The organism is Anaerofustis butyriciformans, assembly GCF_036289385.1.
GTDB lineage: Bacteria > Bacillota > Clostridia > Eubacteriales > Anaerofustaceae > Anaerofustis > Anaerofustis butyriciformans.
The window spans coordinates 35,472-49,472 of sequence record NZ_JAYFFH010000005.1; the positions used below are offsets into that span (position 1 = coordinate 35,472).

Annotated in this window: 13 protein-coding genes; 11 read left to right on the forward strand and 2 right to left on the reverse strand. The window is 30.1% G+C overall.

Annotated features, from left to right (window positions below; genetic code table 11):
* The first annotated feature begins 78 nt into the window (after positions 1-78).
* Both V2W16_RS07570 and V2W16_RS07575 read left to right on the forward strand, forming a co-directional pair.
* Complete coding sequence (locus V2W16_RS07570; RefSeq protein ID WP_138268801.1) at positions 79-504, forward strand: Lrp/AsnC family transcriptional regulator; 426 nt, start codon at positions 79-81, stop codon at positions 502-504.
* Between the two features lie 117 nt (positions 505-621).
* Positions 622-4,896, forward strand: coding sequence for an acyl-CoA dehydratase activase-related protein (locus V2W16_RS07575; protein ID WP_329383842.1), 4,275 nt, complete (start codon positions 622-624; stop codon positions 4,894-4,896).
* Positions 4,897-5,103: 207 nt separating this feature from the next.
* Here V2W16_RS07575 and V2W16_RS07580 read toward each other — a convergent pair whose 3' ends face one another.
* Both V2W16_RS07580 and V2W16_RS07585 read right to left on the reverse strand, forming a co-directional pair.
* Positions 5,104-5,955 carry a DegV family protein gene (locus V2W16_RS07580; protein ID WP_329383844.1) on the reverse strand — a complete coding sequence of 284 codons (852 nt, stop codon included), beginning with the start codon at positions 5,953-5,955 and terminating at the stop codon, positions 5,104-5,106.
* 1 nt (position 5,956) lies between these two features.
* The gene (locus V2W16_RS07585; protein ID WP_329383848.1) at positions 5,957-6,418 is read right to left on the reverse strand and encodes a MarR family winged helix-turn-helix transcriptional regulator; all 462 of its coding nucleotides are present in this window, start codon (positions 6,416-6,418) and stop codon (positions 5,957-5,959) included.
* A 184-nt stretch (positions 6,419-6,602) separates the two neighbouring features.
* Here V2W16_RS07585 and V2W16_RS07590 point away from each other — a divergent pair, with 184 nt between their 5' ends.
* From V2W16_RS07590 to V2W16_RS07630, 9 genes are all read left to right on the forward strand, one after another.
* Entirely contained in the window at positions 6,603-7,349 is a 747-nt protein-coding gene (locus V2W16_RS07590; RefSeq protein ID WP_329383853.1) for a PspC domain-containing protein, read from the forward strand.
* Entirely contained in the window at positions 7,333-7,674 is a 342-nt protein-coding gene (locus tag V2W16_RS07595; protein ID WP_329383856.1) for a LiaF transmembrane domain-containing protein, read from the forward strand. Before V2W16_RS07590 ends, V2W16_RS07595 begins: the two co-directional genes overlap by 17 nt.
* Positions 7,675-7,716: 42 nt before the next feature.
* Positions 7,717-8,112 (forward strand): secondary thiamine-phosphate synthase enzyme YjbQ, encoded by a 396-nt coding sequence (locus V2W16_RS07600; protein ID WP_138268794.1) that lies wholly within the window; start codon positions 7,717-7,719, stop codon positions 8,110-8,112.
* Between the two features lie 192 nt (positions 8,113-8,304).
* Positions 8,305-8,766 (forward strand): ribosome maturation factor RimP, encoded by a 462-nt coding sequence (locus V2W16_RS07605; RefSeq protein ID WP_329383859.1) that lies wholly within the window; start codon positions 8,305-8,307, stop codon positions 8,764-8,766.
* A 15-nt stretch (positions 8,767-8,781) separates the two neighbouring features.
* Positions 8,782-9,984 (forward strand): transcription termination factor NusA, encoded by a 1,203-nt coding sequence (nusA, locus tag V2W16_RS07610; protein WP_329383862.1) that lies wholly within the window; start codon positions 8,782-8,784, stop codon positions 9,982-9,984.
* A gap of 15 nt (positions 9,985-9,999) precedes the next feature.
* A complete protein-coding gene (gene rnpM, locus V2W16_RS07615; protein ID WP_329383865.1) occupies positions 10,000-10,269 on the forward strand; it encodes an RNase P modulator RnpM in 270 nt (89 codons plus the stop codon).
* A 20-nt stretch (positions 10,270-10,289) separates the two neighbouring features.
* On the forward strand, positions 10,290-12,698 hold the full coding sequence (gene infB / locus V2W16_RS07620; RefSeq protein ID WP_329383867.1) for a translation initiation factor IF-2: 2,409 nt from the start codon (positions 10,290-10,292) through the stop codon (positions 12,696-12,698).
* Positions 12,699-12,706: 8 nt separating this feature from the next.
* On the forward strand, positions 12,707-13,063 hold the full coding sequence (rbfA, locus tag V2W16_RS07625) for a 30S ribosome-binding factor RbfA (RefSeq protein ID WP_138268789.1): 357 nt from the start codon (positions 12,707-12,709) through the stop codon (positions 13,061-13,063).
* Between the two features lies 1 nt (position 13,064).
* Positions 13,065-14,000 (forward strand): DHH family phosphoesterase, encoded by a 936-nt coding sequence (locus V2W16_RS07630; protein WP_171020590.1) that lies wholly within the window; start codon positions 13,065-13,067, stop codon positions 13,998-14,000.
* Position 14,001 lies beyond the last annotated feature (1 nt).

Here is a 14,001-nt window from a genome sequence, read left to right on the forward strand (position 1 = left end):
AAAAATCCTTTATTATTTTAATTAAATGTTGTAATATAATTTATAAGTAGCAAATTATTACCAGGGAGTAAGAAAAAAATGGATGTAATTGATAGAAAAATACTAGAAAGATTAAATGTTGACGGAAGAATTACAATGAAGAATTTGGCAAACGAGCTTGGCTTATCTGCTCCTGCTGTTGCTGAAAGAGTAAAAAGATTAGAACAAAAAGGAATAATTACTGCTTATAAAGCTATAATAAACAGAGAAAAACTTGGTCAAGGGATAACCGTATTTATTACCATAGATATGCCCGCAAGTAAGTATGATGAATTTAAGGAGTTTGCAAATAATACAAGTGAAATAAGTGAATTTTATTATTTAACCGGACAATACTCTTTAATAATAAAAGCTTATGTAACAAGTACAACTCACCTTGCAGAGCTTCTTGAAGGAGCACAACAATTTGGAACAACAGAAACTTTTGTTGTTATGTATGCTCATGTAAAAGATAATATTTTTTGATATAAAAATGAAATAAATATGAAAAATAGTCGAAAATTGCTTCTAATTTTCGGCTTTTTTATTGCTATTTAAAATTTAAAGAATTATAATAAATGATAATTATTTGGGAGGGGTGTAATGGAATCAATTAATAAATTAGGTGTAGATATTGGCTCGACTACTGTTAAAGTAGTCATTATGGACATTGATAATAATATTTTATATTCAAAATATGAAAGACATTTTGCAAATATTCAAGATACTCTTTTAAGTATGATAAAAGAGGCTTTATATAAAATAGGGGATTGTAAAATTTACCCGGTTATAACAGGTTCAGGTGGGCTTAGCCTATCAAGTTACTTAAATATTCCTTTCGTCCAAGAAGTTGTTGCGGTTTCAACTGTTCTAAGAAAATTCCATCCAAATACCGATGTTGCAATAGAAATCGGAGGGGAAGATGCAAAAATTATTTATTTTGATGGTGGAATTGAACAAAGAATGAATGGTATATGTGCCGGAGGTACAGGTTCTTTTATTGACCAAATGGCTTCTTTATTAAAGACTGATGCCAACGGACTTAATGAACTTGCGAAGGATTATAAAAATATATATCCTATTGCCGCAAGATGTGGTGTGTTTGCTAAAAGTGATATACAGCCGCTTATTAATGAAGGAGCAACAAGAGAAAATCTTGCAGCTTCTATTTTTCAAGCCGTTGTTAATCAAACAATAAGCGGGCTTGCTTGTGGTAAACCAATTAGAGGAAATGTTGCTTTTTTAGGTGGGCCGCTTTATTTTATGAGTGAACTTAAAAAAGCTTTTATAAGAACTCTTAATTTAAAAGATGAAAATGTAATATCCCCTGAAAATCCACACTTGTTTGCAGCAATAGGGGCAGCTTTAAGCAGTGAAGAAAAAGAAAATATTACACTAGAAGAATTAGAAACAAGATTAAATAGTGAAATAAAACTAAATAGTGAAATAAAAAGAATGGAAAGTCTTTTTGAAAGTAAGGAAGACTACGAAGAATTTACAAAAAGACATGCTGTTCATACAGTAAAAAAAGGTAGTTTGGAAAACTATAAAGGAAACTGTTATCTTGGTATAGATGCAGGTTCTACAACAACAAAACTTGCACTTTGTAGTGAAGAGGGAGATTTATTATATTCTTTCTATAGTAGTAATAATGGTTCTGTTTTAGAAACAACAATGAAAGCAATGAGAGATATTTATTCAAAACTTCCAAAAGATGCAAAAATTGTTTATTCATGTTCAACAGGTTATGGGGAAGATTTGGTAAAATCAGCTCTTATGTTGGATGAAGGTGAAGTTGAAACAATAGCCCATTATTATGCTGCATCCTTCTTCGATCCAAAAGTTGATTGTATTTTGGATATTGGCGGTCAGGATATGAAGTGTATAAAGATAAAGAATGGTTCTGTTGATAACGTACTTCTTAACGAAGCTTGCTCTTCAGGATGTGGTTCATTTATTGAAACTTTTGCTAAATCTCTTGATTACAGCGTTGAAGATTTCGCAAAAGAAGCTTTGTTTGCAAAAAATCCTATAGACCTTGGAACAAGATGTACTGTATTTATGAATTCAAACGTTAAACAAGCTCAAAAAGAAGGTGCACCGGTAAGCGATATTTCTGCAGGACTTGCTTATTCAGTTATAAAAAATGCATTATATAAAATAATAAAATTAACAAATCCTGATGATCTTGGAAAACACGTTGTTGTTCAAGGTGGAACTTTCTATAATGATGCGGTTTTAAGAGCCTTTGAAAAAATTTCGGGACATGATGCCGTAAGACCTGATATTGCAGGAATTATGGGGGCATTTGGAGCTGCTTTAATTGCGAAAGAAAGATATGAAGAAGGAAAAGAAACTTCCATGCTTGATTTGGAAGGAATAAATAAACTTACATATACTACGGTTACAACAAGATGTAAGGGGTGTACAAATAACTGTTATCTTACAATAAATAGTTTTGATGGTGGTAAAAGAAAGTTTATAACAGGAAACAGATGCGAAAAAGGGGCTGGAATACATAAAGATAAGGCGACTGATATAAACTTGTTTGAATATAAAAATGAAATAACTTTTGATTATGAACCGTTGAGTGAGGAAGAAGCAATAAACGGAACTGTAGGTATTCCAAGAGTTCTTAATATGTATGAAAACTATCCTTTCTGGGCTACTTTATTTAAAGAGCTTAAGTTTAGAGTTGTTCTTTCTCCTGTATCTACGAGAAAACTTTATGAATACGGAATTGAGTCAATTCCAAGTGAATCGGAATGTTATCCTGCAAAACTTTCTCATGGACATGTTACATATTTAATAAGACAAGGAATAAAAACTATATTCTATCCTTGTATTCCTTATGAAAGGGATGAAACACCTGAAGCGGGAAACCATTATAACTGTCCTATTGTTACATCTTATGCAGAAAACATCAAAAATAATGTCGAAGAAATCGAAAGTGAAAATGTTAAATTTTTAAATCCTTTCTTTGCATTTACAAATAAAAATACAATAAAAGAAGGAATAATTAGAGAATTTACAAAAGGTGGAGAAACAGGTTTTGACTTAGATAAAAATGATGTTTCAAAAGCAGTTGATAAAGCATGGGATGAACTTTTAAGTGTAAGAGAAAAAATAGCTAAAAGAGGTGAAGAAGTAGTAAAATATCTTGACGAAACAGGAAAGAGAGGTATTGTTCTTGCCGGAAGACCATATCATATAGACCCTGAGGTAAATCATGGTATTGACAAGATGATAAATTCTTATGGCATTGCAGTATTAACCGAAGACAGCGTTTCTCATCTTGGTGAAGTTGAAAGACCTCTTATTGTAATGGATCAATGGATGTATCATTCAAGATTATATAAAGCTGCAAGCTTTGTAAAGACAAAAGATAATATCGATCTTGTACAGCTTAACTCATTTGGATGCGGACTTGATGCGGTTACTGTTGACGGAGTAAAAGATATATTATCTTCTGCAGGAAAAATTCATACTGTACTTAAGATTGATGAAGTAAATAACTTAGGAGCTGCAAGAATAAGAATTCGTTCGCTTCTTGCAACACTTAAAATAAGAGATAAGAAAAAAACAAAGAGAAAAATAAAAAAATCAAGTTATGAAAGAGTTGAGTTTACAAAGGAAATGAAGAAAGATTATACGATTCTTTCTCCTCAAATGTCTCCTATACATTTTTCATTATTTGAAGCTGCTCTTAATGCTTGTGGGTATAAGTATGAAGCATTACAAGACGACAGTAAAACAGCTGTTGACATTGGGCTAAAATATGTAAATAACGATGCTTGTTATCCTTCTTTGATTGTTGTTGGCCAAATTATGGAAGCATTGAATTCAGGTAAATACGATACTGACAAAGTTGCCATAATGATAACTCAAACAGGTGGAGGATGTAGAGCGACAAACTATATCGGATTTATTCGTAGAGCTCTTGAAAATGCCGGAATGGGACATATCCCTGTAATTTCTCTAAATGCAAACGGAATAGAAACAAACGAAGGTTTTAAAATAACACCTAAACTTTTAAACAAAGGTTTGCAAGCTGTTGTTTACGGCGATTTGTTTATGAGAGTGTTATATAGAATGAGACCTTACGAAGTAGTAAAAGGTTCTGCGGATTTACTTCATAAAAAATGGGAAGAAAAATGTATAAAAGATTTATCAAAACCTCGTTCTTCTAAAAAAGTTTTCCATGAAAACATAAGAAATATTATAAGAGAGTTTGATGAACTTCCAATTACAAATGAAGTTAAACCAAAAGTTGGAATAGTAGGTGAAATTCTTGTTAAATTCCTTCCTGGTGCAAATAATCATTTGGTAGACTTACTTGAAAAAGAAGGAGCGGAAGCCGTTATGCCTGATCTTCTTGATTTCTTACTATACTGTTTCTATAACAACAACTTTAAATCAGATAAACTTGGTATGAAGAAAATTAGCGCAACAATATCCAATTTAGGAATAAACTTTATAGAAACATACAGGAAAGTTTATAAAGAAGAATGTGCAAAAAGTGTACACTTTAATGCTCCAAATCAAATAAATAAACTTGCTTATTATGCAAATGATGTTGTGTCTGTTGGTAATCAAACAGGTGAAGGCTGGTTCTTAACAGGTGAAATTTTGGAACTTATTAAATCAGGTGTAAATAATGTTGTTTGTACACAGCCTTTCGGTTGTCTTCCAAACCACGTTGTTGGTAAAGGGGTAATTAAGAAAATAAGAGAAATGTATCCTTTATCAAATATAGTTGCAATAGACTATGACCCTGGAGCAAGTGAAGTTAACCAGCTTAACAGAATTAAGCTTATGCTTTCTCAAGCAAATATGAATTTAAAAGAAACACTTGAGGCTGAAACAGTTGAAGCATAAATATTAAAAGAGTTTTAGAAAATTCTAAAACTCTTTTTTATAATATTATAGTTTATGGATGAAATTAATGATTTTTTATCAATAAACTTAGATGAGAAAAACTCTTTTTTTAATACAAATTTATAAATGATTATCAAAATTTAGATATGCAAAAGTTGATAAAAATCAGTAACAATATAAAAAACACACCTTTTGGTGTGTTTTTATTTATTCTTCTTCATCTTGTTTTTGTATGTAAGCAATGCCTATTGCCCCTGGTCCTGCATAGGTTCCAACTGTCGGGCCTATTGATATTATTTCGCTTTCTTCTATTGGAAGGTGTTTATACATGAAATCTTTAAAGTTTTCAATTGCCTTGTGTGCATGAGAATGACCAAATGTTACAGGATAAGAATAGTCAATATTATCTTTTACTCTTTCAAACATGAATTTGTAAGATAATTTTTTGCCTCTTACTTTTCCTTCCTGTACAAGTTCTCCGTCAACTGCCTTTAATACTGGATTGATATTTAACATCTCGCCTATTGCAGCTGTTGTTTTAGATATTCTTCCTCCGTACATTAAATATTTTAAGGTATTTAAGCATACGAATAGTCTTAAATTATTTGTCATATGTTCTATTTTTATTGCAATTTCACTGGCACTTTTGCCTTCGTCTCTCATTTTTACGGCTTCATTTATAAGAAGATATGTTCCTAAGCTTGCAATTTTTGAATCTACAATATAAATTTTATCTTCATCTACTTCCTTTTTTGCTATTGTTGCAGACTGCATGGTACCGCTTAATTTTGAAGATACCATTATTGCTACTATTTCATCACCTTGTGCTATATATTTTTCAAATACTTCTTTAAACTTTATAGGGCTTGGTTGTGATGTGGTTGGAAGATTGTCGTGTGCTAAAAGTAATTTTTGATAAAATTCATCATTAGAAATATTAACACTATCTAAAAATTCATCATCGCCAAATCTTACCGTTAAAGGTACTACCGTAATATCAAGTTTTTCTACAATTTCTTTGCTTAAATCACATGTACTGTCTACAATTATTCTTACCATTTTATTCACCTGCCTTACTTTTATTTGTAAAGAATTTTTCAAGTTCAACTACAGCTTGAATAAGAACTTCTCTTTTTTCTTCCGGGAAGAAATTAAGCATTTCTCTTACCATGTTTTCGTGAAATTGTGCATGATTTTTTTCTACTTCGTGTCCAAGTTTTGTTGCATAAATTTTTATTACCCTCTTGTCTTCATCGTTTCTTTCTCTTTTTAAATAACCTTTTTTTTCAAGTGCGTTAACGCTTATGGTTAATGTTCCAGGAGTAATATTTAATGATTTTGCAATGTTTGAAGATGTATTATTTCCGGCTTTCTCGTTTTTTACCACAGCTTCTATTACGTGCATTTCTCTTATTGAAAGATTTTTGAACTTACCTTTTTTTAAAGCATTACCTTCAACTTTCAGTATCTCATTAAATATTTCAACTAAAAAGTCATTTAAAATTTGTTCTTGTTTATTCATATAATCTCCATTCTTAAGGCTTAACATTAACTAAATTATATCATGGGGTTATATTAAAAGCAAAAACAATATGCGTTATAACATAAAATATTTTAATGGGTTTTTAATGTTAGATTAATTGCAAATTTAATAATATTTATATATTATATAAACATATAAATTTGCTTTGGAGGACATCTTTGATATGAATGAAAAAAAACTATATAAAAGCAGAGATGATAAATGGTTTGGGGGAGTATGCGGGGGTATAGGAGAGTATTTTGATGTAGATTCTATAATAATAAGAATAGTAGCAATAATTTTAGGGATTGTTACAAGTGGTATTCTTATTTTTATATATCTTTTACTTTGTTTTTTAATTCCTTATGAGCCTATAAGAGAATATACAATGCATAGTAAAAAGTTTTCTTCTTTTTACTCTAACGGTTCTGGTGTAAATGATTATAATACAAATTTTAATGCTGGAGTATATAATTTTGAGGGTGATAAAATTAACAAAAATAAAAATCAACAAAAGATAGGTTTGTTTTTAGTTGTAATAGGTGTTATTTTATTTCTTGGGAATGTACTTCCAAAATATATGTCAGATTTTATCGTTCCTGTTTGTTTGTTGATTGCAGGGCTTCTATTAATTGTTTCAAGTGTTCCATTTAAAGAAAAAAATAAAAATGTTAATTATGAAAATGTGAACAATATAAATTATGATGATGTTCATAATGCAAATAATGAAAAGAATAACGTTGAAAAAGAAGAAAATAATATTAAGGAAGATAATAGGGGCGAAAAAGAAAACATTATAAAAGAAGAGCAAGGTAAAGATTTAAATATAAAAGAAGAAATCAAAGAAACCGAAAATGACTCTGATAAAGGTGAATTTACAATTGAAGAAATAAAGAAAATGAGAGAAGAGGTTAATGAAAATCATGAATAGAAATCTAAAAATAATACTTGGAACTCTTTTAATAGTTATTGGTGCCGGATGCATCTTAAATTTGCTTGATATTTATATTCTCTCTTTTTCTGGATTTGTAAAAGCAATAGATTTAATGTGGCCTTTATTCTTGGTTGTTATTGGATTGTTTCTTTTATATCAAAATAGAAAAATTCGAGCTGTTGTTTTAGCGGTTATGGTTATATTGTTGTTTGCTGGAACAATTTATTATACTACAACAAGTCACTATAATCTTTTTAATAATAATCATGACTTTAATTTTAACGAACATTATAATGATTCCGATAACTTTTTTAATAATTAATGTTATAATGTAATAAGAAATTATATTATTAAGGAGTTTGTTATGCTTTTTGAATTTGATCTTAGAACTGATAATGAAAATTTCCATAATATAACGGATATGGTTAAAAGTGCACTTAAGGAAAGCAAAGTGCAAAATGGTTTATGTACAGTATTTTCTCCTCATACAACCGCAGGAATAACAATAAATGAAGCTGCAGATCCTGATGTTGTTGGGGATATGTTATTTGCCTTTGATAAGTTTTTCCCTGATATGAGAGAATTTAGACACTATGAAGGTAATAGTACTGCTCATATAAAAACCAGTGTTGTAGGGTGTAGCGAAACTATTATAGTTAAAGATAATGAATTGTTGCTTGGTACATGGCAAGGTATATACTTTGCTGAATTTGATGGTCCAAGACACAGAAGATTTTATGTAAAAATAATTGAAGATTAATTTTAAAGAAGCATTTTTATGCTTCTTTTTTTATGTTTTTACATGTTTTTTTACCTTAAAACATTGGTTTAATCATAAAAATGAGGCTTTTTTATTGCTTTTTTATATTTTAAGGTGTATAATAATTCAGGCTAGATGAGTGGGCGTATGTCCACTCATTGTTTTATATTGTTTTATTTAGGAGGCTTTATATTGAAAATTACAGATAAAATTGAAGCTTTAAGTGAAAATATCTTAAGTGAAAATGGGCTTGAACTTGTTGATATAGAATTTAAAAAAGAAGGAAACAACAAAGTTTTAAGATTATATATTGAAAGAATTGAAGGGAGAGTCAATCTTGATGATATAAGTAATGTAACAAGACTTATATCAGATATGCTTGATGAAGAAGACATAATAGAAGAAGAATATATTTTGGAAGTATCTTCTCCCGGAGTAAACAGAGTTATAAAAAAAGAAAAAGATTTTATAAAGTTTACGGGTAAAAAGATAGATGTTGCACTTTTTAAGTCAGTGGACGGAAGAAAAAAATTCAGTGGTATTTTGGAAGGGTATGAAGACGGAAAAGTTTTAGTTTTGGTAGATGATGATCATATGGCAATTCCAAAAGAAGATATAAGTAAAGTTAATTTGAGTTTTGATTTTAAATTTTAATTAAGGAGTAAAAAAATGGCAAGAAAGAAAAAACAAGAAGCAGATCATTCTTTAAAAGATTTTATTGAAGCATTAGATGAAATTAACAAAGCAAAAGGTATAGATAAAGAAGAAATTATAGTAGCAGTTGAACAAGCACTTGTTGCTGCTTATAAAAAAGATACAAGAAGCAATGTTGATTTGGTTGTAAACATAAATAGAACAACAGGGGCTATTGATGCTTTTTATTCAAAAGAAATTGTAGAAGAAGTTGAAGATGACGATAAGGAAATTTCACTTCACGAAGCATTGGTTCTTGATAAAAGCGCCGTTCTTGGAGGAAGTGTTATAACTCATATTGATCCAAAAGGCTTTGGAAGAATTGCAACACAAAATGCAAAACAACTTATTATTCAAAAGCTTAAAGAATCAGAAAGAAATATCATCAGCAATACATTCATGAAGAAAAAAGATGAAATGGTAAGTGGTGTTATTCAAAGAGAAGAATATAAAGAAGTAAAGAAAATGATTCACGGAGAACCTGTTATTGAACAAAACAGAATTATCCATATTGATTTAGGTAAAGCTGAAGGTATAATGAACAGCCAAAATCAAGTAAAAAGTGAACATTACCATCCTGGAATGAGACTTAAAGTTTATGTTGCAGATGTAATAATAACAACAAGGGGACCTCAAATTATTCTTTCAAGAACTCATCCTGGACTTGTTAAAAGATTATTTGAAGAAGAAGTTGCAGAAATTGCAGATGGATTAGTTGAAATTAAATCAATTTCAAGAGAAGCAGGAAGCAGAAGTAAACTTGCTGTTTATTCTGAAGATGAACAAATCGATCCTGTTGGAACATGTATAGGTCCTAAAGGAATCAGAATTCAAAATGTTTTAAATGAAATCGGTGAAGAAAAAATCGATATTATTAAATGGAGCGAAGATCCTGTTGAATACATTAAAAATGCATTAGCTCCTGCCGAAGTTTTAAAAGTTGATATTTTACAAACAGAAGAAAACGACGGAAAAAATTCTGCAATGGTTGTTGTAGATGATTCTCAACTTTCTCTTGCAATAGGTAAAGACGGACAAAACGTAAGACTTGCTGCAAGACTTACAGGTTGGAAGATTGATATTAAAAGCAAAAGCAAATTTGAAAGTGAAAACGCTGATAGTGAAGTAAATATTTTAGACAGTGTTGAAGAAGTTTTACTTTCTGATGATGAAGAATAATATAAGAGGTGGAATATGAAAAAAACACCACTTAGAACTTGCTTGATTTGCAGAGAAAAATTTAATAAAAGAGATTTATTAAGGATTGTAAGAGATAAGGAAAATAACAAAGTTGTTTTTGATAAAAGCGGGAAAATGAATGGGCGAGGAGCTTATATTTGTAAAAATCCCGATTGCATAGAAAAAATGGTAAATGCAAAAATAATAAACAATTCACTTAATATGAATCTTACTAATGAAGATATTACTCCTCTAAAAGAAGAGGTTTTAAAGTATATAAAATAAAGTAAGGAGGGTTTTTTAGTATGAGAGTTTACGATATGGCTAAAGAATATGGCTTTCCAAGTAAAGAATTTGCTGAAATAATGAAAAATATGGGTATTCCCGTAAAAAATCATATGAGTGCTGTAAGTGCTCAACAAGAAAAATATTTTAGAAATAATTTTAATAAAGAGGATTATTTAAAAAATAAAGAAAATAAACCTGTTAATAAAACACAAGAGCAAAACGAAGAGGAAAAACCAAATAAAGAAGAAAGAAAAAATCCTGTTGATAAAAAACAAAAGGATAATCAAAAAAACAATAAAAATAATCGTTTTGTAAAACCTGAAAATAAGGAAGAAAAAGAACCTGAAGTTGTTGTAATATATAACGAAGAAAAGAAGAATAATAAAAACAAACCTAAGAAAAGCAACAAACATTATGATTACGACAATAATGATGATAGTAATGATAATGTTGTAAAAGGTGAAAAATTTAAAAACAAGAAAAATGACAACAGAAATCAAAAGAATGAAAAAGGCTACGGTTCAAAGAAAAATAAGAAAAATAAAAAAGATAAAAAAGAAGTAGTTCCTAAATTTATTGATAACTCAAAGAAATCTAAGGTTTCTAAGTCTAAATATAAAAAGAAAAGCAAAATAGAAAAAGAAGAAAAACAATTAGAAAATTCTTTAATTAGCGAAATTACAATTCCTGATGGAATTACTGTAGGTGAACTTGCCGCTAAAATAAATAAAGCTCCAACAGAAGTCATAAAAGTTTTAATGGGATATGGAGTAATGGCAAACTTAAATCAATCAATTGATTTTGATACTGCTTCTATTGTTTGCGAAGAATTTGAAATCACATGTAACCTTGAAGATGAAAATAAAGCAATTGATGATTTATTTGATTCTCATTATCAAAATGAAGATGAACTTGTAAAAAGACCACCTATTATTACAGTAATGGGACATGTTGACCATGGTAAAACATCTTTACTTGATGCAATAAGACATACAAACGTAATTGCAGGTGAAGCCGGTGGTATTACACAACATATTGGTGCTTATACAATTACAATCAATAATGAAAAAATCACATTTATTGATACTCCTGGACATGAAGCTTTTACAGCTATGCGTTCAAGAGGTGCATCTGTTACAGATATAGCAGTACTTGTAGTAGCTGCTGATGATGGGGTTATGCCTCAAACAGTTGAAGCTATAAACCATGCCAAAGATGCAGGGGTACCTATTATTGTTGCAATAAACAAAATAGATAAACCTGGTGCAAACCCTGATAGAGTAATGCAAGAACTTACTGAGTATGGACTTGTAAGTGAAGATTGGGGTGGGGATACAATTTGCGTTAAAATTTCTGCAAAGAAAAGACAAGGTATAGAAGATTTACTTGAAATGATACTTCTTGTAGCAGAAGTGGAAGAACTAAAAGCTCATCCAAGCAAACCTGCCGTAGGTACTGTTATTGAAGCTAGACTTGATAAACAAAAAGGTACTGTTGCAACACTTCTTGTTAAGTCAGGTATCTTAAATGACGGTGATACTGTTGTATGTAACGATGTATACGGTAAAGTAAGAGCCATGATGGATGATAAAGGGAATAAAATAAAAGTCGCAGGACCATCTACAGCTATTGAAATTTTAGGATTTAATGAAGTTCCTAATGCTGGTGAAAAATTCTTTGTTGCTGAAAATGAAAGAGAAGGAAGAAAATTTGCCGAAAGAAGAAAAGCTATAATGAGAGAAAATGCGCTTAAGAAGAGCGGACCTGTAAGCTTAGATGATTTATTCAATCAAATAAGCGAAGGCGAACTTAAGGAATTAAAACTTATTGTTAAGGCCGATGTAAAAGGTTCATTAGAAGCATTAACACAATCTCTTGAAAAATTAAATGATAATGAAGATGGTGTTAAAGTAAGCGTAATTCACGGTGGTGTAGGTGCTATTACAGAAAGTGACGTTACATTAGCCGCTGCTTCAAATGCTCTTATTATTGCATTTAACGTAAGACCTGAAGCAAATGCAAAGACAGCAGCTGCAAAAGAAGAAGTAGAAATAAGAAGTTACAATGTAATTTATCATGTAATGGAAGAAATCGAAAAAGCGCTTAAAGGCTTACTTGATCCTGAATTTAAGGAAGTTATTGTTGGTATGGCTGAAGTAAGAGAAACCTTTAAGGTTCCAAATATTGGTTTGGTAGCCGGTTCTTATGTTACTGAAGGTGTTATTAACAGAAATGACAAGATAAGAATAATAAGAGACGGTGTAGTTATATTTGAAAGTGAAATAGCTTCTCTTAAGAGATTTAAAGATGATGTAAGAGAAGTACAATCAGGATATGAATGTGGTATTGGTGTTGAAAACTTTAATGATATTAAAGTTGGAGATGTTTTTGAAACATTCAAAATGGAAGAAATCGAAAGAGAGTAAAAAACCTTATGGGATATAGAATAGAAAGAGTAAACGAGCTGATTAAAAACGAATTATCGCTTTTAATCGAGCTTGAACTTCAAGACCCAAGATTAAAAGAAGCAATAATAAGTGTAACAAGAGTAAAAGCAACTCCCGATTTAAAATATGCAAAAGTATATGTAAGTATAATGGGAGAAAATAATAAGAAAGAAGAAATTATTGGAGTGCTTGATAAAGCTAAGGGCTTTTTAAGAAAGTCTATATCAAAAGTTTTACAAACAAAAAATACTCCTGAACTTATTTTTGAACTTGATGATTCTTTAGATTATGCGATGCATATAGACGAAGTTTTAGCAGGTTTAAATCTTGAAGAGGATGAATAAAATGATAGATAGATTTATAGAAATTCTTGAAAATAACAATACATTTTTAATACTTACTCACAAAAATCCTGACGGTGATGCTCTAGGATCATCACTTGCAATGAAAAAAACACTTAAACTTATAGGTAAAGATGTTGATTTATATGTTCAAACACCTATTCCTGTAAATTTAGAAGATATGATTTTGGAAGAGGAAGTTGCAAAATTAGATGATTTGAAAGCAAACTATGATGTTTGTCTTTCAATGGATTCAAGTAGTGAAGATTATTTATTCGGAAATGATTTAAGAAACTTATGCAATAAAACAATAGTAATAGATCATCATGTAACAAATGCAAAATATGGAGATATAAATGTTGTAAGCGAAAAAGCCGCTGCAACCGGAGAGCTTGTTTTTGCAATAAGCTCTAAAATACTTGGGACATTGCCTTTAGATATTGCAAGTCTTATATATGTAGCAATATCAACTGATACAGGTAATTTCTCTTATTCAAACACTACTCCTACAACTCATATTATTGGAAGTAAACTTTTAAAACTTGGTGTTGATCAAGGTAAGATTAATGAAATGGTTAAACTTAAAGATTTAAAAAGTTTGATTATAAGAAAAAAATCTTTAGAAAGTATTTATGCTTTTAACAATAATCAAATTTTGGTTATGGTGCTTGATGATGAAAGTATAAATGAAAATACTGATACTGATGGACTAATTGATGCTATTAGATATATTAAAGGATGTAAACTTGCTGCACTTGTAAAAAGAGCAGATGAAAACTCTTTTAAAGTTTCTTTAAGAAGCGGTGGTGGAAATGTTAATGCTGCTGAAATAGCAAAAGAATTTGGCGGTGGAGGACATGTTAAAGCTGCCGGATTTACTTTTGAAGGAGATAAAAACGAAATTTTAACAATACTTAAAGATATTGATTTAGAGGTTTAAT

Coding starts and splice junctions, on each gene's coding strand:
- V2W16_RS07575 (WP_329383842.1), top strand. CDS start 622: ATGGAATCAATTAATAAATTAGGTGTAGATATTGGCTCGACTACTGTT.
- V2W16_RS07585 (WP_329383848.1), bottom strand. CDS start 6,418: ATGAATAAACAAGAACAAATTTTAAATGACTTTTTAGTTGAAATATTT.
- rnpM (WP_329383865.1), top strand. CDS start 10,000: ATGAAAAAAACACCACTTAGAACTTGCTTGATTTGCAGAGAAAAATTT.
- infB (WP_329383867.1), top strand. CDS start 10,290: ATGAGAGTTTACGATATGGCTAAAGAATATGGCTTTCCAAGTAAAGAA.
- V2W16_RS07595 (WP_329383856.1), top strand. CDS start 7,333: ATGAAAATCATGAATAGAAATCTAAAAATAATACTTGGAACTCTTTTA.
- V2W16_RS07600 (WP_138268794.1), top strand. CDS start 7,717: ATGCTTTTTGAATTTGATCTTAGAACTGATAATGAAAATTTCCATAAT.
- V2W16_RS07580 (WP_329383844.1), bottom strand. CDS start 5,955: ATGGTAAGAATAATTGTAGACAGTACATGTGATTTAAGCAAAGAAATT.
- V2W16_RS07570 (WP_138268801.1), top strand. CDS start 79: ATGGATGTAATTGATAGAAAAATACTAGAAAGATTAAATGTTGACGGA.
- nusA (WP_329383862.1), top strand. CDS start 8,782: ATGGCAAGAAAGAAAAAACAAGAAGCAGATCATTCTTTAAAAGATTTT.
- rbfA (WP_138268789.1), top strand. CDS start 12,707: ATGGGATATAGAATAGAAAGAGTAAACGAGCTGATTAAAAACGAATTA.
- V2W16_RS07630 (WP_171020590.1), top strand. CDS start 13,065: ATGATAGATAGATTTATAGAAATTCTTGAAAATAACAATACATTTTTA.
- V2W16_RS07590 (WP_329383853.1), top strand. CDS start 6,603: ATGAATGAAAAAAAACTATATAAAAGCAGAGATGATAAATGGTTTGGG.